Here is a 19,621-nt window from a genome sequence, read left to right as displayed (position 1 = left end):
GTCATTCTCCTTGGGGGTTGAGGGGCAAGAGGAAGTCGGCGAGCGCGTAGGCGCCGGTGTCGGGATCGAGTCCGGCGACACGCGCTATCTTCGAGATGCGGCGCTGGAGGCCGCGTCCGGAGATGAAGACGATGATGTCGATCGCCTCGGCGATGAGCCGGCGCGGGACCGTGACCACCGCCTCCTGCACGAGACCCTCGATCCGGTAGAGCGCTGAGATCGCGCTATTGGCGTGGACGGTGGCGATGCCGCCGGGATGGCCGGTGTTCCAGGCCTTGAGCATGTCGAGCGCTTCGGGACCGCGGACCTCGCCGACGATGATGCGGTCGGGGCGCAGGCGCAGCGTCGAGCGGACGAGGTCTGCCATCGTGACGACGCCGGGGCGCGTGCGGAGCGCTACCGTGTCAGCCGCAGGGCTCTGCAACTCGCGCGTGTCCTCGATCAGGATGACGCGCTCGTCGACCCAGGCCATTTGGGCGAGGAGCGCGTTGGCGAGCGTGGTCTTACCCGAGCTCGTGCCGCCCGCCACCAGGATGTTGTAGCGTTGGGTAATGCAGGCCTTCAGCCGGTCGGCAGCGGCCTGCGCCATGATGCCGTCGGCGACATAGTCGTCGAGGCTGTAGAGTCGCTCGGCGGGCTTGCGGATCGAGAAGCAGGGTGCTGTCGATACAGGCGGCAGCACGCCTTCGAACCGCTCACCGGCGCGTCCCTCGATACGCGGTGGCAGTTCGGCCGAGACGATCGGTGCGTCACCGTGAACCTCGGCCCGAGCGTGGGAAGCGACGAGACGGATAATCCGCTCGACTTGGGCGGCGTCCATCCGCACGCCGGTGTCAGTGCGGCCCTCGCCAAGTCGGTCAAGGCGCAGCGCTCCGTCGGGATTGACCATGATCTCGATGACACGGGCGTCGGCGAGGGCTTCCGCGATTGCCGGTCCCATCGCCGTGCGCAGCATCGCGCGCCGCCGGTCTGCGGAGATAGCGGCGCTCACCGGCCGGACTCCGCCGCGCCGCCGAACCCGTCGGCGATCGTCCGCCGTCCAGCGGCGATCTGCCGCCCAACCTGGGTAATGAAGGCCTCGAATCGCTTGGCGGCGATAGCCCGGCCTGCATGATCGTTCTCCGCGAGCGGGGCCTGGATCGCCAGTTCGTAGCGGACGAACAGGGCCAGCGTTTCGAGCTGGATATGCCCGTCGCGTTCAAGCCGGCCGATCGCAGCGGTCAGGCGATCGAGCCGGATGCCGAAGCGATCTTCCAGTTCGGATGCGCCGCGCCGGTTGAGCCAAGCTGTGACAGCGTCCGTCAGGATCGCCGATTTCGACGCACCCGGCTTTGCGGCCAAGGCCTCAAGGCGGTCGCTTACCGGTTTCGGCAGGAACAGCTGGTGGCGGATCTTCTCGACCATGGTCACAGGTCCAGCTGCAGGTCGCCCGGCCGATGGTCGGCGGCATCGATCGCATAGACGGTGCGCGCCGTTCCAAGGGCACGGGCCTGGTCCATCGCGCGCTGGTCGGCGGCGAGATCGCCATCGTCTTCACCAAGGCCCAGCGGGTCGGCGCTGATCGGATCGGGCGACACCGGTCGGTCGATTTCGTGACCGGGATGCCGAGCCTGCTCGAGACCGCCGCCGACATCGTCACCGTCACTGTCGGCGGCAGCGCCAAGGCGTGCATCGATGCCGCGGACGATCCCGGCCCAATCATCCGCACGCGCAGCTGGCCGATCGGCATAGTCGCCGTCCGCGAGCGCGGGCGGCGGCAGTACGCGTGCCTTGAAAGTGCTGTCTTCATAATAGCGCAGCTTGGTGGCGCGGATCGGCGGCGTACCGGCGACGAGCACCAGCTCGTCGGTGCTGGCAAGCTGCATCACTTCGCCCGGCGTCAGCAGGGCGCGGGCCGTTTCCTGCCGGCTGACCATGACGTGCGCGAGCCACGGCGCCAGCCGATGGCCCGCATAGTTGCGCATGGCGCGCTGTTCGGTGGCGGTGCCGAGGGCATCGGAGATGCGCTTCGCCGTCCGCTCGTCATTGGTCGCGAAGGCGATACGGACATGGCAGTTGTCCAGGATGGCGTTGTGCTCGCCATAGGCCTTCTCGATCTGGTTGAGGCTCTGCGCGATCAGAAAGGCGCGCACCCCGTAGCCGGCGAGAAAGGCGAGGCTGGTCTCGAAGAAGTCCAGACGGCCGAGCGCGGGAAACTCGTCGAGCATCATGAGCAGCTTATGACGGGCAGCGGCATTGACGCCGTTCTCGGCGTGCAGATGCTCGGTGAGCCGGCGGCCGATCTGGTTGAGCACGAGGCGGATCAGCGGCTTGGTGCGGCTGATGTCCGATGGCGGGATGACGAGATAGAGCGAGATTGGCCGTTCGGCCTCAATCAGGTCGGCGATCCGCCAGTCGCAGCGCGAGGTGACCTCCGCGACGGTCGGATCACGATAGAGACCGAGGAAGGACATCGCGGTCGACAGCACGCCCGAGCGTTCATTTTCGCTCTTGTTGAGCAGTTCGCGCGCAGCGGACGCGACGACGGGATGGACCTTGGGATTCTTGTCGTCGCCGAGATGATTGGTGGTCATCATCCGGCGGAGCGTGGCGACAAAGCTGCGCTGCGGATCGGACAGGAAAGTCGCGACCCGGGCGAGCGTCTTCTCCTCCTCGGCATAGAGGATGTGGAGGATCGCGCCGACCAGCAGGGAATGGCTGGTCTTCTCCCAGTGATTGCGGCGTTCGAGCGCGCCTTCGGGATCGACCAGGATGTCGGCGATGTTCTGGACGTCGCGGACCTCGTCGGTCCCGCGGCGAACCTCGAGCAGTGGGTTGTAGCGCGCCGAGCGGGCATCGGTGGGATTGAAGAGCAGGCAATGCGAGAAGCGCTGGCGCCAGCCCGCAGTCAGCTGCCAGTTCTCGCCCTTGATGTCGTGGATGACGGCCGAGCCTGACCAGCCAAGCAGCGTGGGCACAACCAAGCCGACACCCTTGCCGCTGCGGGTCGGAGCGAATGCCATGATATGTTCGGGACCGTTGTGGCGCAGGTAGCGTCGACCGGTTCGACCGAGAAAGACGCCCGACTCCGTGAGCAGCCCGGCTTTGCGAAGGTCGCCCAATTCCGCCCAGCGGGCAGAACCGTACGTCGTGAGGTGACTGCGTTGGCGCGCGCGCCAGAGTGAGCCGATGATCGCAGCGGCGCAGCCAAGGAGGCCGCTGCAAGCGGCGATAGCGCCGGCCTTTTCAAAGAGCGTCGGCGCATAGGCCTCAAACGAAAACCACCAACCGAAGAGCGCCCAGGGCAAATAGATTGGACGGTCGAATGCGATGAACCATGGCGATCCAAGCTCGGGTTGATATGCCAGTTCTGCCGCCGCCCATTGCGTCGCAAACCAGACGCCCGCCAGCACGATGGCAAACACCACCACTATTTGTCCGATGAGCAATTTGGTCGGTGTCATGCGGGCCTCCGCCCGCACCAGAATCAGTCTGTGCGAGCTCTCCCGCTAAGGTCTATGAAATGAGCAGGCGAGGTCAGGGCCTGTCTGGTGCAGCTGAATACCGATTTGGGGAACCTCGGTACGACAAGCTTCCAACCAGCCATTTTTCCACAGCCTCTATCGGTGTCGATTACGCGAAAGTGCGGCTTTTGGCTGTGGGAGGACCGGCTGCTATTAGGGAGCGTGGTTGGTGTGCGGACGGCCCCCTTGCGGGGTTATTAGGTGGCATCTGGCCAGCACCGTCGAGCACCTGATTGAGATGGATCGACAGGTCCCAGCGCTGTTTCTTTCAGGCATTGGGACAGTGCTATCGGTCTTGCTGGCAGCGCGAAGCGATCGACCTGTGACTGAACTGGCCTTGATCTTGGCGAGACGAAGACAATCGCATTCTGTGTCCAGTATGGCGGCATTATCGGCAGCGACCAAAAAAGTGTTGTCGCGCGCTTTGTTTGCGCCGCAAGCCGAAAAGCGACGGCTGGATTTGAAACGGCTCGGATACGGGGCCAATCATATCCGTTTTGGTCGATTAACCGCGACGTGCAGCTGGGCTATGATCATTAATCATGGGGCGAATCGGGGGGGCTGCGCTCAGCCCGCAACAGTCCAGATGTCTTGAAATGGTGGGCGAGGGCCTGACCACGAAGGAAATCGCGTTCGCGCTGAGCCTGTCCGAAAACACCGTCGATGAGCATATCAAAAAGGCGATGACCAAACTTGGCGCGCCCAATCGGATGCGCGCAGCCGCGTTCCACCGTGGTCTGCAACCGCCGATTGTAAAATCCGCGCCGAGCGCGCCGCAGCCTGAAGGGCCAGCATACGCCCAGCCATACCCCCAACCGTCCCCCCCGCCAGTGGGGGGTGGAATTTTCCCGGTGAGTCCGCACGCTATTTCCGGGCCAGAGTTTGCGACGACGATGCGGTTGAGAGACGGCGGTCAGACCCGCTTCGAGGGCTTTCCGCCTTCGCCGATGCCGCCGCGTCGCCTAAGTGAAACGGAGCCGGACCCCGATGTTCAAGACCCCCTGAAAATCATCAGCAGAGTGTTCACCATTGCTGGCGCGATCGCGCTGATTCTGGTGGCCGCCCCTGCGCTGATAAATGGGGCCGAGCATATCGCGACCTGGCTTCGCTTGATGACCCGAGCCCAACCTTAAGGTCCGGCGCGCTTCGCCCGCCGGGTGGAGATTGCTATGTCCGTCAATCGTGAAACCGTCCTGGCGCGCCGCGCGCTGCCGCAAACCATCGCCGATGCCTTTTTGCCGCTCGAACAAAGCGCCGATCTCACCGCCACCCAGGCGCTACGCTGCATGGCGATTCTGCTCGATGCCCGACGCTCGGCAGCGCTCGGCGTCACCGTTGGCGAGGATATCCTCGCGCTCATCAACGAAGGCTGCAACCTCGCCTTCCAGGCGCAGACGGTCATTCGGCGCGCGCATGCCCAGATGATCCCGCTGGCCGAGCAACTCGATATTGTCGCTGTGGTGCCGGAATGCCCCGGCATCGTTGCGGCCGATCCGGCACCGCTCCGCCGCGTCGCCTGAAGTTAAACGTTGACCGATCCGGCCTCCCCATGGTCGGATCGATCATGCTCGTCATGATCCTGACCATCTATGTCCATGCCATAGTGCCCTTATCGGTGCTGGCGGCATTGGCAGCGGCACGCTGGGGAGGGACAACCGAAAAGTGGTTCGCATGGGCGTTCGCGACGGCGGCGATTGGCCAGAAGCTGGTCCAGGGTGCAGGCCGGACGATGTATGTCGGCTTGGAGCCGGGGGTAGCGTTGCTCGATTTCGCCTTGTTCATCACGTTTCTGTTGCTAAGCGTCCGCTGCCCGAAAACTTGGCTGCTCATCGCTACAGCCTTTCAGTTGCTGTCCGCCTCGGCGCATCTGGCGCGGATTGTCGATATCGGCATGTCGCCTTTGGCCTACGCTATCCTGATGGGGTCTGGTGGCTACCCGATCTTGATTTTGCTCGCCGCTGGAATCGTCGCGAAGGCGCGCCAGCAGGCGAAGATGCGGCCGCCCGTCGCCACAGGCTAGCCGCGCGACCGTCGCTCGACGCGGTCGCCGAAACGTTGACCCCGCCTTGTCGCTTTGGCCGACGCTATGACGCCAATCAGCGGCGACGCGCTATCTGCGCACTGTACGACCTGGAACGCGAAACCGCGACGTCGCGCCACAAAAGTGTGGCGGATGTTCGCTTTGCCGAGGTCGATCCTGGTGATCTCGTGGACACGATCGCCTTCAACCTCGGTCTGTTCATGTCGCCCGAGACGCGGGACGAGAATGACTTTGATATCGATTTATGGTCACGGCGGCGGCGCTAGCGGGGGGCGACGCAGGCTAGGATAGCCGGCATCGTTAATCCAAACTTCGCGGATCAGCTTCCCGAAATACGTTCGATTCGTTCCACGTCCAGAATGTCGAAATCCCTGCGCTTGCCGCCCACGTATACTCGCGGCCCGAGCAGGCGGTCGGCGCGGGCGGTGGTGTTGAGACGCCAGCGCCCACCGTCGTCGCGCTGCAGGACCGGCCACTTGCGCTCGCGCAGCAGCAAGCTGGTTTCTGTCGCGATGCGGCCTAACGGCCCCGGCTCGAACAATGAAATAGTGCCCGCCGGCCGCGTAGATGCTTGGCGGGCTAAAGCGACCCAATGCGCATTCAGGAATTGCTCCGTCAAACTGTTGATTGCCTGCCAACGTGGCCCTCGAAGCTAAATCAGGTTTCGACGAATATCGCCCCTTTGCCCGTGTCAGGTGACGTACTCGATCGCGTATTTGGCTTTTTGCGAAACTGTTGACGGCATTTTACTCGTACACAGGAAGTGCAGGTTGGCGGAGTGGTCTCGGTGGCCGTGCGCTCCAATGTCGGCCGTTAGCCGTCCAGACAGCCGACGTTCGGTCATGTCGGATCGAGGGTCGAAGGGGTGTTTCGGGTGGATTACAGCCCGACCGCTTTGGAGCGCCAAATCGACGTAAGCGGCCCTTCGTTCAGGCTTGGTTGGTCGGCAGCTATGCGCCTCAATTGCAGCCGTTCAGCCAGGGGTTCGATCTTCCTAAAAGAGGTCACAATCTTTCTCGTGAACGTCTCTTAGCAAGCCTACCAGCAAGGTCCTTGTGGCAAGCCATCCAACACCGTTGCCACGCTGGAGGAGCTTCGGCACAGTGCGGTAGGGAGGTGGACGATGGTTCAAGCATTCTTTGCGTACGCATCCACGGAAGCGGACGCGGTGCGGGCAGTACATGATGCCAAGACTAAGCTTGCATTATCAAGGCGCGATCTCGCCATCCACTTGTGGGAAGAGAACGACATAAGCGGCCGCCCGCTTACTGATCCGATTTTCGAGCACATCGCAGCGGCAGATATGCTGTTCGCCGATATCACTGTCATGAACTTTAATGTGACGTTCGAAATTGGCTATGCGCTCGGGCTAGGCAAGCGCGTGCACTTGGTGCGAGACCAAAACATCGGCCGCCAAGCCGGGCTCATCACCCGTATTGGCATTTTCGACACACTAGGTTTCGAGAGTTACACAGAAGGAGCGTCTCTCGCCGGCGTCCTAGAGGGTGCGCACTCCGATAAAGCTCTTCCGCTCAATTCGGCGCTCAACACTAAGGCACCCGTCTACGTGCTGAACACGCCGCAATCGAACGCGCCGATGCTAGCCATTCTGGCGCGGGTGAAGAAGGCTCGGCTCGGATTCAAGAGTTTTATTCCGCAAGAAGAGTCGCGTCTTTCCGCGATCAAGGCCGTTGACGACGTATCCGCCTGTTTGGGCGTCATAGTGCCGCTCTTGCCAACCAGCTTCGTTGACGCAGAAGTCCATAATATTCGTGCGGCATTCGTTGCCGGGATGGCTTTCGGCATGGGGAAGGCAACTCTTATCCTTCAACCTCCGAATGGACCTGCCCCACTCGACGTACGCGACATGGTGAAGACCTTCGCGCAAGCGGACGATATCGCCGACTACATAGCTGAATTTGCTTTGGATGTCACCGAGCGGCTGCAGGCTGATGATCCCCTTCCGATCGCGAAGGGTAATTTTCTGGCGGAACTCAGTATCGGAGATGCCATCGCCGAAAACGAATTTCAAACGCTCGGAGCTTACTATCTCCGCACGGACCAATACGGACGCGCCTCCCGTGGTGAGGTAAATCTCGTCGTGGGCCGCAAGGGCGCGGGAAAGACCGCGCTGTTCTCCCAGGTTAGAAACGAAAAACGGGCTAATGTCCGCAATATTGTCGTGGACCTAAAGCCAGAGGGGTATCAGCTAATAAGATTAAAAGAAGATGTGCTCGATTATCTTGCCGAAGGTGCCAGAACTCATCTTATAACCGCGCTTTTCGAATATGTTCTTTATTTAGAAATCTGTTATAAGCTTTTGGAGAAGGATAAAAGTAAGTACCTGAGGAATGCACGCCTGTATGAACCGTATTTGCGATTGAAAGAAGTCTACGAATCTGGAGACGCCGGGGAGGGTGATTTCTCGGAACGCCTTCTCGGCATATCAAGGTCTCTCGTCGACGCTTTCAAAGAGCGGTTTGGCACTGCCAAGGAGCAGCGCCTTACTTCGTCCCAGGTCACGGAGTTGGTGCACAAGCATAATATCCGGGAGGTACGAGAGGCGCTCTCCTCATATCTGGAATTTAAAGAGAGCGTATGGATTCTGTTTGATAATTTAGACAAGGGGTGGTCTGCCCACGGATTATCGGATGAGGATGTGACGATCCTTCGTTGTCTCATCGATGCTGCTCGGAAGGTGCAGCGACAAATGCAGTCGGCCAACCACGATTTCCATTGTATAGTGTTCGTACGCAATGACGTATATCAGTTGCTGGTCGAAGCTTCCGCTGATTACGGGAAAGAAAGCCGTGCGGTGCTTGACTGGCATGACCCAGACCTCCTCAGAGAAATGCTCCGCAGACGACTCGTTCATGGAGTTCTTCCATCAGATACATCTTTTGAAAAAGTGTGGAATAATATTTGTTTGAGCCACTATAACGGCGAAGAGACTGCTCAGTTTCTCATCGAGAGATCGTTGATGCGGCCGCGCAATTTGATCAAGCTTGTTGGGCACTGTCGTGGGTTTGCGGTGGGCTTAGGTCACGAAAAGATTGAGACTGAGGATTTGGATAAGGGCCTCAAGAGCTATTCTCTGGATCTGATCACCGAAGCCGATCAAGAACTCACCGACATTCTCGGTGAAGATACCAATCTACTATATCATTTTATAGGTGAAGGAGAGGTTTTTGATCGCGATAAGCTTGAGGAAATCTGTGCCGGAGCAGGTGTAAAAGCCGATCGGATTGACGACGTGATTGAGTTTTTACTTTACTACGGCTTTCTGGGTGTTCAGAACAGCGCGGCAGCGCCAACATTCGTATACGACGTGAACTACGATATGAAGTTGCTTAAGGTTCTGGTTATGAAGGCGAAGGGAAATCTAAGCTACGTGCTGAACCCCGCGTTCCACGCAGGCCTCAATCTCTGATCGTACGCAAGCGTATGCTGCGCCTTGCTACCTCTGCCCTTCCTTGTCCGTGCGCATGCAACCGCCTACTCTTAAGGCGTGGCCTCGGCCATTTGGCTTACCGATGGGGTTCGGTGGTTCGATCGTCTACTTACCAACACCGGGTCCGCTAAAGCCGACTATCCGCTGTCGGCCCAGTTACAGTGGTTGCGGCGACGACGATCCCATGGCAGCTCCTGGGCCGGGAGCTGAAAGACCGGTTTCAGCGGTCAATCGTGTGAAGCGGACATGAATCGTCGCCAGTGCACAGTCGGCGTCAGCCTCGCCGATTGAACAGAAAATAGGTCACGCGCTCGCGCGCTGTGCGATGTTCCGCTCCCTGATGTGATCGGGCACCGATCCACTCAGCGATCGCAGATTGTCCAGCAGCCGCGTCCGCGCCTCCTCCAGCGGAATGCCCCAGATCGTCGCCAGCTGCCTGACCGCCTGCCAGGAATCGGCGGGATGGAGGGGGCCGTCGGGGCCGGAAGCGAACGGGCCATCGGTCTCAGTGAGGATGCGCTCGGCCGGCATCGCCTTGGCCAGGGACCTGCCTTTCTCGCCACGAAGCATCGCGGGGCCGACTGAGAACCAGCAGCCGATGTCGGCTGCGCGGCGAAGCTGCGTGGCGGTTCCGGAAAACCAGTGGAGGATCGGAGTCCCTGCATCCGGCGTGGCGGCGAGCCGCTCGAGTATCTCGTCCACCGCGCGTCGACTGTGAATGCTCATAATGCGGCCGCCGCTGCGCGCGGAGAGCCGCAGGATGGTGTCGAACACCTTAGACTGGATCGCGGCGTGCTGACCGTAGCCCGGACCGCCGTCAAGACCGATCTCGCCGACGTAGCGCGAGCGGGGAAGCAGTTCCTCGAAGAGGTCGAGCTCGTTCGATCGCTCATGGGCCAGCTGCGGATGAAGGCCGAGAGATGTGCGGATGCGCTTATGCCCTTTCGCAAGCTGGGCGGTGCGCACCCACGCTCGCGGCGTCGTGGTTACGGAGAGAACGTAGACGCGCGCGGCGTCCGCTTCGCGGACCTCGCGCTCGGGATCGGGATAGAGGTCGAGATGGCAGTGGAAGTCGATCAAACGCTTAGTCCGTGCGATGCGAAGAAACTCTCCAGTTCATCCATCCCGCGCTCGACGACCCCGTACAGCGCCGCACGTTCCGTGGCGTCATTCGGAAGCGGACCGCTCTGCATCACCCAGCTCTTGAGGCCGCGTTCGTAGCGGCGCCGTAGGGCGGTATGGATGGACACGATGTCGTCCCTATAGTCGTCTTCCTTCAAAGCGTCGATCAGATTGACGGTCTCGTACGTGGTGTCGTCGGCCAGTCCGGCATGGTGGAAGGAAGACCGGCGTATCGAGCACGGCCAGCAGCGACCGCACTGCATGTTCTTCCGCTTCCAGTTTCCGCACGACACCGTCGACGATGCGAAATTCGCCATGGCGGGCTGCTTCTTCACCCGGCGGGCTAGCATCTCGCCCTTCGTTTCGTGACGATGCGGATTGTTGATTCTGACGCCGAGATCGATGGCGTCGAACAGTTGCTGAATCAGCGAGAGATAGTGTGGGTGAGCGGTCCTGGTGCTCAGCGCTCCGATCCGGCGGGCAGTCAGGGGAGGGTTCAGCGCGATCAGGCCGTTCTCGCACATATAAAGATCGATCGTCGTCGCGCCGCGGAAGGAGCGGACGGCCTGGGCGATGAGCGCCGCGAAGGTGAGAAACAGGAAGCTGCGGGTCCGGGTGGTGATCTCGGTGGCGCCGTCGCGGCTGGGATAGCTGTTGAACTCGAAGCGTTGCGGCTGCGGAGAGAGCAAACTGGCGACCGCACTCTGATACGTCTTGTCGCCGCGCGGAGCGTGGCTGACGAGCAGAGGACGAATACCTGCGTCGAGTAGGTCCATAACACCAAGGCCGCTGTCGAGGCCGCCGGAGAAGAGCGCGATCGCGTCGATCCTGGACGGGTCGATCGCGGCGCGATGGCGGACGTCGAGAACGGATGGCGGCGGCAGGCCGCCGCCCCGAAAGGCGAACGACCAGGAGTCACCGCTCAGGAAGCCGAGTGTGGTGGCGAGCAGCGGCTCGAGCGCGCTCCATCGGTCGGGCTCGACGACAGGCAGGTCGATCTCGATCTCGCGACGCCACCCGTCAGCCGCCTCGTCCCGCAGGACAAAGGTGTCAGCGGCTGTGACCGCCATAGCGACCGCCACCAAATCCATCGCCTGACGGGATGGCGGCACGCCGAGCCGCTCGAACCGACCGCGCAGATCGTTACCGATCACCCCAGCGCCCGGGACCGTCGTACTGGACCCGTAGAGCAGGACGGGGATATTGTCCGGCGCAAGCCCGACGCCGAGCCGCTGCGGATCAAGCTCAAGGACGACCCGGGTCATTCCGCATCGCTCCATGCCTGCCAGACATCGACGAGCGCGGCCCGCTCGATCGCCGCGATCTGGTCACGGTCGAGCGAGCCGAGGTTGCCAGTAAGGCGCGGGGAGAGGTGGGCATCCATCGCCGCGCGCACAACCTCGAGAAGCTCATTCTCCGTGGCTGTTGATCGCTCGACGCTGGGCGCCTTCTTCCAGGCCTCCCCGGCGGCTGCGGATATTTCCTGAAAGAGGATGCGGGCGAAGAACTCGACCAGCACCGCGACTATCTGATCGGCGCCGATCGCCGACGGGTCGAAGCCGCCGTCCTCTCCCAGCACCTCGGCGAGCGACTCCTGCATGGCGGATCGCACCTGGTCGGCATCGGAGTTCTGCGGAGCAAGCGCCTCTGCAATCGACTGGGCCGCCTCGTCCATAGGCAGGCCGGCAAGCGAGGCCAGGTTGAAGGATCCCGACGGCGTCTGGATGTCTTCGCCGGACAGCGCCTGGATCAGATCGGCGCCGGAACCGTAGGCGGGGCCGAAGCGACGAGGACCGACTTCGGAACCGCCGGTCGCTGCGGAAGCGTATTTCTGAAGGGCCTTGGCCATCGAGCCGCCGCCACCGCTCGCCACCTTGCCGAACTCGGTCCGGAAGCCGCGGAAGCGCTGTCCCTCCGGCTGAGGCACGGGCGCGTCCGGCGTTGCGTCCGCCCATGGCGGGACCAGCGGGGACCTGCTGTTGGGACCTTTTGCCGACGCCGACGTGCCCATTAGTTCTCCTCCACCCAATCCTCATTCTTGATCAGGGCCTGCAGCCACCTCGGACGCTGCGCCAGCGACGCGAGGTAGAGGTTGAGCCTGGCAGCGGCCTCGGGCCATGCGCGCGCCAAGATGACACCGCCCCGCAGGTCGTTCCTGACCTTCGCCCAATCTGAATTTTTACGCATTTCGGCGATCATCTCGTCCATCGCCGCGACGGCTTCAGACGGATCGATCCCGGTAGCAGCCTCACGCGCGGAGACCGAGCTCATAGTCGACGTGGCCATGAGTGATTCGATCGCCTTGAGGGTTGTCGGAGAAAGAGACGTGCCTCGGAGCCGCATAGGCACGGTCTCACGGGAGAGGTACACCGCCGGACGCAGGTCGATGCCGGACAGTTTCGGTTCCAATCCGAACCAGTCCCGCAGTACGGTGAGGTGTGGCTTCAGTGTTTCCGGTAGGATCGCGCGCAATGCGGCCTCCGTCTGCGCCGCCTCGGCTTTGGCGAAAAGTTCGGGCTTGCCGGAAGCTGCGGTCTGCACCTCGTGCTGAAGCGCCTGCGTGGCTTTCACGTCTGTGCAGCGCTCGAAAAGGGCCAGCTTGGCTATCACTGCCTCGTCAAGATTCATGGTTCGGCGCTTCGCGACAGAGGCTCGCATGCGAACCACGTTCATCATGCGCTTGACGATGCGCGGGTTGCCGTTGACCTTGGCCGACTGCGCGAGCATCGGCGCCATTCGTAGACCGAGTTCGATCTGATTCCGCAGGTCGCCGTCGCTCGACCCCAATAGATCCATGACCTTGTCGACGTCGTATCCGTCACCATCCTTCCAGGAATGGCGCAGATCGTCGATGAGAAAAGTGCGAAGCGCTGCGACCTTGTCCTTACCGCAGCCAGACCGTGTGGCGATCAGCATGGTGAGGTAGGCCCGGATCTCCAGCACGCCGGGGCGGGGCACGTTGACTGGCATCTGGATCAGCTTGTCGAGGTAGTCGGTGACGAGGCGATCGCCCGGATCCTTGAAGTGCTCGGACACCGCGTGCCGGATCATGTCCTCGTCGGCTGCCACCACGAACGCGGTATTCGGCAGGAACATGAAGAGCCGGATGGCCTCGAGCGTCTGGATCGAGTTTTTAGGCAGGCAGCGGTCGAGGTTGTCGATGAAGACCACCAGCTTCCTGTCGAGCCCGGCGAGCACCTCGCCGAACTCGGTGCGGAACGCCGTGATTTCCTCCGTGGGCGCCTTTGCCGGATCGAGCAGCTTGCCCGCCTTCTCGGCGAATTTCTCCGCATCCTGTCCCGCTTCTTCGCAATCCTTTTCGTCCAAGCCGTCGCCGATGGCCTTTCCGCCGGCTTCCACCAACCTCCCGGCTGCGCCGAAGGTTGGGAAGCCGAGCGCAGCGGCGCCGCCTTCCACCAGAAGTCCCAGAAGGCGTGCTTTGTTGACGCGCTTGATCAGCCCGCTGGCCTTTTTCTTGAGTCCCTCCGGCACTGCTTCCGCGAGTGCCTTGACGATGACGGACATGAGCGCGGCGCGCGCATCGTCGAAGCCCTGATAGAACCAGGCGTCGAATCGGACGATTAGATACTCCTCCGACTGCTCGTTCAGCAGGCTCTCGACGAGGTTGAGCGTGCTGGACTTGCCGATCCCCCAGCCACCGAAAATTCCGAGCGAAAGAGGAAGCAGCGTATCGTCGCCAATCATCTCCGCGACCATCTCCGCGATCTCGGAGTAGTTCAGGAAGTCGACGTCGGTCTCGGTATCAGCCCACACGGACTTCCCCTCCATTCTTTGATACGGTCAGCGGAAAGCGTCAGCCTGGGAAGTAGCAGGCGATTTATTTGTATTAGTTCCCGGTATGAACGTTGGGAACCGGACTGAGGCTCTGTCAAGATTATTTGGATAATCGCTGCTGATACTTTTCTGGATAGACCTGCGGCTGTTGGACATCGGTCATCGATACCAGGCAAACGTCGTTAGAATATATCGCGCCCATTTGACATCCAGACAAACGCAGCATGTCTGCTCGCGAACGGCAGCCAAGCCACTCATCGCTTCGTAATGGTAGGCGTCCGCAACGGTGGTCGTTCCGGCATAGGCAGGAAGCGCGATGAACGAACGACCGTTTTTGGGTAGCCGGTTCAATCGCCGCAATGCCCGCTTAGTGGGGCGCTTAGCAGTCACGCTTGGCTGCAATTAATGAGCGTCCGGTTTCGGGCAGCACTGAAAGCCGGCTTAGTGTCCGGGTATGTGAAGGATATCGGATGCCGGCAGGCGAACGATATCCTCCAAAGCAGGAAGCCGCGGACCACGAGCGCTTACCTATGGGGATTTCGGTTTTCGCCCTGTCGTGCGGTGGTCGCATCGGCGTGCGGGACTCGCATCGGCGGTCGGAACGTAGGGTGCAGGGGCGATGTACCGCGTAGCTGGTAACCAGGGTTGGGGCTTGAGATCGGCGCCGGCTCGGCTGGCGTTGTTGCCAGCGCGAGCGACATCGCCGCCGGAAGCACGGGACTTTCGGAGCACGGTTGGGCTGAGCCATGCCGGGTCATGGCGCGGTGGTCCCGGTCGATGCGGTGGAGTGTGGCGGTGCGCGCGGCTGGCGCCAGCGCTCGAAGGTCTCGATGATGACCATGTGCCCGCCACAGCAGGGGCATGGTGGGCGGACATCGGTCGGCTCGTCGGGCGTCTCGTTATCGAGCGGCGGCGCGACGCCGAGCAACTGGCGGGCGTGTTCGAGATGCGCCTTGCGGGTGGCGCCGGCGAGCAGGCCGTAATGGCGGATGCGGTGGAACCCGCGCGGCAGGACATGGAGCAGGAAGCGGCGGATGAACTCGTCCGTCGCCAGCGTCATCACCTGCTGCCGATCGGCACCGTCGCGGCGATAGTCTTTGTAGCGCATGGTGACGCCGGCCCCGTCGAAGGCGAGCAGCCGACTGTTCGAGATCGCGACCCGGTGGGTGTAGCGCGACAGATAGGCGAGCACTGCTTGCGGCCCAGCGAACGGCGGCTTGGCGTAGACCACCCAGTTCTTTTTGCGGATCGGAGACAGGTGGCGAAGGAACGCACGCCTATCGGCCAGCTGCGCGAGGGTGCCGTAGAACGCGAGCCGCCCCGCCGCGTGCAGCGCCATCAGCCGGGTCAGGAACAGGCGGCGGAACAGCTTGCCCAACACCTTGACCGGCAGCAGGAACGCCGGCCGTGAGGATATCCAGCGCGTGCCGTCCCGCGCGATGCCGCCGCCGGGCACGATCATGTGGACATGCGGATGGTGGGTCATCGCGGACCCCCAGGTGTGCAGCACCGCGGTGATGCCGATGCGGGCGCCGAGATGCTTCGGGTCGGCGGCGATCGTCAGCATCGTCTCGGACGCGGCCTTGAACAGCAGGTCGTAGACCAGCGCCTTGTTGTGGAACGCGATGTCAGCGACCTCGGCGGGCAGCGTGAACACGACATGGAAGTATCCGACCGGCAGCAGGTCGGCCTCGCGCTCTGCGAGCCAGGCGCGCGCGGCGGCACCCTGGCACCTGGGACAATGCCGGTTACGACAACTGTTATAGGCAACCCGCCAATGCCCGCAGTCGGTGCAGGCCTCGACGTGCCCGCCCATGACGGCGGTGCGACAATGCTCGATCGCCGACATGACCTTGAGCTGGTGCAGGCTCAGATGCCCGGCATGGGTTGCCCGGTACGCAGGCCCGGCAGCACGGAAGATGTCGGCGACCTCGAGCGAGGCGCGCACCGGTTCAACCGGCCGGTGTCTTGCCCTCCATCAGCGCCATCAGCCGATCGAGCGGACTGGTGACCGCGCGGATCGTGCGGGTGGCGACCTTGGTGTAGAGCGCGGTCGTCTCGAGCTTGCTGTGCCCGAGCAACACCTGGATCACGCGGATATCGACATCCTGTTCGAGCAGGTGGGTGGCGAAGCTGTGCCTCAGCGTGTGCGGGCTCACGCGCTTGCGGATCCCGGCCGCCTCAGCTGCCTCGCAGACGGCGCGGTGGAGCTGCCGCGTCGAGATCGGATCGGTGTAGCTGCGCCCGGGGAACAGCCAGCCGTGCGGCAGCAGGACGCTGCGCCGCTTGCCCTCGCGCCACCACAGCCGCAGCAGCTCGAGCAGTTGCGGCGACAGCATCGCGTTGCGGTCCTTGCGCCCCTTGCCCTCCTCGATCCGGATCAGCATCCGCTTGCTGTCGATATCGTCGGCCTTGAGATGCGCGACTTCCGACACGCGCAGGCCGGCGCCATAGGCAACGCCCAGCGCCGCGCGGTACTTGATGCCCGGTGCCGCCTCGAGCAGCTTGGCCACCTCATCAACGCTCAGCACGTCGGGGAGCTTCCTGGGACGACGCGCCAGCACCAGCCGCCGCGACAGATCAGGTCGCTCGAGTGTCACCTCGAACAGGAAGCGCAGCGCCGACACCGAGCCGTTGATCGAGCCTTCCCCGACACCATGCTCGCGCTGGTGAAGCTGGAAGCGGCGTACATCCTCGGCGGTCGCGGTGTCGGGCGAACGTCCGAGGAAGGCCGCGAAGGCGCGGACGTGACGGACATAGTCGTGCTGGGTCCGCGCGCGCATGGCACGCATCGCCATATCGTCGAGCATGCGCTGACGCAGCGGGGTGAAGGGTCGCTTGGTCGGTTGAGGCGTCATAGCGAAGTTCCTCTTGTTGAAGGAACTCCATCGTCCGCCACCGCTCCCGCGCGGCCAAACCTCAGCGCCGGCGCGCTACCTCACCGCCAACACCACTGCCGCGCAGCGGCTTCGTGCATTGGGTCATGCTGGCCGCCTGTCAAGTTAGGGTATGGGAGCGGCTGAAACGATGCGGGTAGTGGGACGAGCTGTCACCAGCTCGCCCGAAGAGGTTGCTATCGATGGGTGCCGTAATGATGGCTGCCGGTCTTGCTGGTGTAATGGCCGCCGCGATGGCTCGATCCACCATACCCCCCAGAATAGTGACCGCCGTGGCTCGAGGTATGGTGACCACCGCCATAGTGTGGTCCTCCACGTGCGCCTGCTCCGCCAGCCGCGAATAGCGCGACGACAAAAAGTGCAATCTTCATAAATATCTTCCCCGTTCACACCGGTCTCTTCCGGCTGGCTTACATCATTACGCCATATCGAATGCAGGCAAGCGCAAATGCGCTAACTAACTTAAGCGTACGTCAGTCAAACTCTGCGCATCGGCCTTCATGATTGGAGTGGCGCCGCAATTGATCAAGCAGCGCGGCGATCGATCAAAGGCGACCGATTCCGTCGGAGTCGCCCTGAAGCGCCAAATCGCCAATTCCTTCTGCGACCCACCTCGGCGCTCGTTCACCGTGCGTTTTCTCGATCGCTAGCGCTTCCGCCCAACGCTCGCACTGCCCGTTTAGGGTCACTCACCAGTTCCACATGTAGTCGATGACGCCGCGAGCTACGTTGATCGCGAGAAACGCCGCGACCACCCGCCGCCGCCCCCCCCCACAAAGCTAATACCGTCTTCCAGCGAGACACCGGTGGTCCGCGATCTGACCAGCCGTTCAGCATCAGCGGCGACTGGAGACTAAAAGAACTGCGCAACGCCACCGTGGCGCGAGCAAGTCCCTGACCGGTGTGCAGAGAAGCTCATCGACCCATCGCGGCACTTTGCGGTCGCCCCGTTTGGCCCTGCCGGGTTCGTGTTCTGGCCGGTGACAGGCGCGCGTGATGCAGGAGTCACTGTTGCAGCGCGCGAGGCTGGAACTGCAGCGGGAGCTGAGCGCGACGCAGGTACTGGCGCAGCGGTCGCGGTGGCACCTTTGCACACTGCCTTGTTTGCGTTGCCAGCTTTCGAGCAGTCATAATGGCGTGTAGCCGTCCCGGCGGGCGCAGCCTTCACTACGGTTGGTGATGGCGCAGCACTCTTGCAAACAGCCTTATTGGCGTTTCCGGCTTTTGAGCAATCGTAGTGTCGCGCGGAGGTGGTGACCGGCGTCACTGGGGTGGCTGCCGGCACCGTGGCGGCTCCCTTGCAAACCGCCTTGTTTGCATTCCCTGCCTTGGTGCAGTCGTAGTGACGGACCGCTTGAGCGTTTGCGGGCGTCGCGGTCACCGCGAGCGGGGCCAGAATACCTAGGACTGCGAGAAGAATACGCTTCATATCTACCACCCCGATTATGTTCACTTAGTCTGCCCCGTTCACGCGCGCGACGCAATTGGTCAAAGCCAGCGGCTGACACCGCCATGGTGAGAGCAGGTACCGCGGCGGCTCTCGCTGAAGCTCCATGATCGATCCGCGCATTGCGCGCTTGCCCCAGCTGGCGCTCGGCTTGCTTGCATCGGGCGATGTACCCTGTGCCCGCTACGAGCGGTGTAATAGTCCTCGCCGTACCCACTAGTTACCACGTGATGATGGTGACGATTTTCCCGTGCCTCCACGGTGCCGCCAGCTAACAGCAAGCAGGCTAAACCCAACGCAATCATTTGAAAATATTTTAACATCACAATCATCCCCCCTGTGCGGTTCGTTCGGCCCGTATGTCTCTCAGTTTGCGACCGACTTCCATCCAAACGACTTTTTGGCCTGAGTCCCCCGACGCTTCGGCTTCCTGAAGGCGGCGCGCTGCTTCGGGTTCGGCGTCATCGCCATGTGTTGCGATCAGCATGGTCGCGAGTGACCAGAACTCCCAAGAAGCAACCGTCATTTCGTCTCCAGATGGGCGGGAACAAGTCTTCGCAGCCTAAGTCTTTGTTACTTCGGGTCCTCGTCTCGCGGTTTTCTACCGGCTTCACCGGAATGAAGATTAACATTGCCAATTGTGGAATAGTTATCATTCCGGGTGGCATTGGGGTTCGTGGAATAATGCCCCTGCACATAAGTTCCGGTGCGCGTGGTGTGCCCCGTCGTCCAATGCTCGCCGCTCGTGCTCGTCGAGCGGGGCGAAGTTAAATGGCTGGAATGGCCGCCACCGTGTCCTCCGCCGCCCTTGGCCTACGCCGAAACCGACAAGGCGGCGATAAGAATGACAGCTGCCAAGCTTTTCATGGTCTTCCCCTGATTCTCGGTCGATTCACCGATTGAGCAACGTCACGCGAATTATGCCAATCGGTCAACGCCAAAAAGAGAGAACGTCATTATCGCTTCGATGCTGAAGTTCTGGTCGTCACGACAGCTGAGCAACCAAAATTGGAACGAGCTGCTCGTTTGGTGTGAGACGAGATGCGCCTCTATGTGCTCGCTTATAACCTCGAGCGCGCCATCGCGCTGCCGGCGGGCCCGAGCCGATCGGGGCAATGAAGAGGTGAGCGCTACGTTCTCGCGCGTGACCATCGCTGGTGCGAGATCGACGTTCTCACACAGCGTGCAGCAGTTACCGCCATTCAGCGGATAAGCCGTCGGGCTTGAAACCAGTCTCCAGGTCGAGATTAACGAATGGCAGAAGTTAGGAATCGAAAAGGGCGACGCGAACGTCCGGATCTGGGTCGAACCTCCGGCGCCAGATTGTGGCAGGCCGCCTGCCATCAGGCGTCTAGAGCAGCGCGG

The 19,621-nt window shown here is 62.0% G+C and carries 19 protein-coding genes; 4 read left to right on the top strand and 15 right to left on the bottom strand.

Annotation, left to right across the window (positions count from 1 at the left end; all coding sequences use genetic code 11):
* Position 1 precedes the first annotated feature (1 nt).
* From trbB to ACEK02_RS30140, 3 genes are read right to left on the bottom strand one after another with little or no spacing between them, the layout of a single operon-like run.
* Positions 2-955: a P-type conjugative transfer ATPase TrbB gene (gene trbB / locus ACEK02_RS30150; RefSeq protein WP_371425117.1), complete on the bottom strand. Its 954-nt coding sequence runs from the start codon at positions 953-955 to the stop codon at positions 2-4.
* Between the two features lie 32 nt (positions 956-987).
* Positions 988-1,404 carry a CopG family transcriptional regulator gene (locus tag ACEK02_RS30145; protein WP_371425107.1) on the bottom strand — a complete coding sequence of 139 codons (417 nt, stop codon included), beginning with the start codon at positions 1,402-1,404 and terminating at the stop codon, positions 988-990.
* Between the two features lie 2 nt (positions 1,405-1,406).
* Positions 1,407-3,443: a conjugal transfer protein TraG gene (locus tag ACEK02_RS30140; protein WP_371425106.1), complete on the bottom strand. Its 2,037-nt coding sequence runs from the start codon at positions 3,441-3,443 to the stop codon at positions 1,407-1,409.
* A 602-nt stretch (positions 3,444-4,045) separates the two neighbouring features.
* Between ACEK02_RS30140 and ACEK02_RS30135 the strand changes: the two genes are divergently transcribed.
* The 3 genes from ACEK02_RS30135 to ACEK02_RS30125 are packed head-to-tail and all read left to right on the top strand — an operon-like array spanning position 4,046 to position 5,523.
* Positions 4,046-4,636, top strand: coding sequence for a helix-turn-helix transcriptional regulator (locus ACEK02_RS30135; RefSeq protein ID WP_371425105.1), 591 nt, complete (start codon positions 4,046-4,048; stop codon positions 4,634-4,636).
* 36 nt (positions 4,637-4,672) lie between these two features.
* The gene (locus ACEK02_RS30130) at positions 4,673-5,023 is read left to right on the top strand and encodes a hypothetical protein (protein WP_371425104.1); all 351 of its coding nucleotides are present in this window, start codon (positions 4,673-4,675) and stop codon (positions 5,021-5,023) included.
* A 44-nt stretch (positions 5,024-5,067) separates the two neighbouring features.
* Positions 5,068-5,523, top strand: coding sequence for a hypothetical protein (locus ACEK02_RS30125; RefSeq protein ID WP_371425103.1), 456 nt, complete (start codon positions 5,068-5,070; stop codon positions 5,521-5,523).
* Between the two features lie 340 nt (positions 5,524-5,863).
* Here the strand turns inward: ACEK02_RS30125 and ACEK02_RS30120 are convergent, their stop codons facing one another.
* Positions 5,864-6,163 carry a DUF5818 domain-containing protein gene (locus ACEK02_RS30120; protein ID WP_371425102.1) on the bottom strand — a complete coding sequence of 100 codons (300 nt, stop codon included), beginning with the start codon at positions 6,161-6,163 and terminating at the stop codon, positions 5,864-5,866.
* Positions 6,164-6,667: 504 nt separating this feature from the next.
* Between ACEK02_RS30120 and ACEK02_RS30115 the strand changes: the two genes are divergently transcribed.
* Positions 6,668-8,974 carry a P-loop ATPase, Sll1717 family gene (locus tag ACEK02_RS30115; RefSeq protein WP_371425101.1) on the top strand — a complete coding sequence of 769 codons (2,307 nt, stop codon included), beginning with the start codon at positions 6,668-6,670 and terminating at the stop codon, positions 8,972-8,974.
* Between the two features lie 324 nt (positions 8,975-9,298).
* Here ACEK02_RS30115 and qatD read toward each other — a convergent pair whose 3' ends face one another.
* The 11 genes from qatD to ACEK02_RS30060 all read right to left on the bottom strand — a co-directional run.
* Positions 9,299-10,075, bottom strand: a complete 777-nt coding sequence (qatD, locus tag ACEK02_RS30110) for a Qat anti-phage system TatD family nuclease QatD (protein WP_371425100.1) — start codon at positions 10,073-10,075, stop codon at positions 9,299-9,301.
* The gene (qatC, locus tag ACEK02_RS30105; RefSeq protein ID WP_371425099.1) at positions 10,072-11,382 is read right to left on the bottom strand and encodes a Qat anti-phage system QueC-like protein QatC; all 1,311 of its coding nucleotides are present in this window, start codon (positions 11,380-11,382) and stop codon (positions 10,072-10,074) included. The genes qatD and qatC overlap by 4 nt, the downstream gene beginning before the upstream one ends.
* Positions 11,379-12,128, bottom strand: a complete 750-nt coding sequence (locus ACEK02_RS30100) for a hypothetical protein (RefSeq protein WP_371425098.1) — start codon at positions 12,126-12,128, stop codon at positions 11,379-11,381. Before ACEK02_RS30100 ends, qatC begins: the two co-directional genes overlap by 4 nt.
* The gene (locus ACEK02_RS30095) at positions 12,128-13,891 is read right to left on the bottom strand and encodes a P-loop NTPase fold protein (RefSeq protein WP_371425097.1); all 1,764 of its coding nucleotides are present in this window, start codon (positions 13,889-13,891) and stop codon (positions 12,128-12,130) included. The genes ACEK02_RS30100 and ACEK02_RS30095 overlap by 1 nt, the downstream gene beginning before the upstream one ends.
* A 775-nt stretch (positions 13,892-14,666) precedes the next feature.
* Positions 14,667-15,860, bottom strand: a complete 1,194-nt coding sequence (locus ACEK02_RS30090) for an IS91 family transposase (protein WP_209609414.1) — start codon at positions 15,858-15,860, stop codon at positions 14,667-14,669.
* A 4-nt stretch (positions 15,861-15,864) separates the two neighbouring features.
* Complete coding sequence (locus ACEK02_RS30085; RefSeq protein ID WP_209609416.1) at positions 15,865-16,770, bottom strand: tyrosine-type recombinase/integrase; 906 nt, start codon at positions 16,768-16,770, stop codon at positions 15,865-15,867.
* A gap of 215 nt (positions 16,771-16,985) precedes the next feature.
* A complete protein-coding gene (locus tag ACEK02_RS30080) occupies positions 16,986-17,180 on the bottom strand; it encodes a hypothetical protein (RefSeq protein WP_371425096.1) in 195 nt (64 codons plus the stop codon).
* 174 nt (positions 17,181-17,354) lie between these two features.
* Positions 17,355-17,498, bottom strand: coding sequence for a hypothetical protein (locus tag ACEK02_RS30075; protein WP_371425095.1), 144 nt, complete (start codon positions 17,496-17,498; stop codon positions 17,355-17,357).
* Between the two features lie 164 nt (positions 17,499-17,662).
* The gene (locus tag ACEK02_RS30070; protein WP_371425094.1) at positions 17,663-18,238 is read right to left on the bottom strand and encodes a DUF3761 domain-containing protein; all 576 of its coding nucleotides are present in this window, start codon (positions 18,236-18,238) and stop codon (positions 17,663-17,665) included.
* Positions 18,239-18,297: 59 nt separating this feature from the next.
* The gene (locus ACEK02_RS30065) at positions 18,298-18,561 is read right to left on the bottom strand and encodes a DUF3761 domain-containing protein (RefSeq protein WP_371425116.1); all 264 of its coding nucleotides are present in this window, start codon (positions 18,559-18,561) and stop codon (positions 18,298-18,300) included.
* A gap of 613 nt (positions 18,562-19,174) precedes the next feature.
* A partial coding sequence (locus ACEK02_RS30060) for a hypothetical protein (protein ID WP_371425093.1) occupies positions 19,175-19,621 on the bottom strand: 447 nt, incomplete at its 5' end.

Source organism: Tardiphaga sp., assembly GCF_041424195.1.
Classification (GTDB): Bacteria; Pseudomonadota; Alphaproteobacteria; order Rhizobiales; family Xanthobacteraceae; genus Tardiphaga.
Note: the sequence above shows the minus strand (reverse complement) of the source record. Positions and strands in the feature narration are given on the sequence as shown.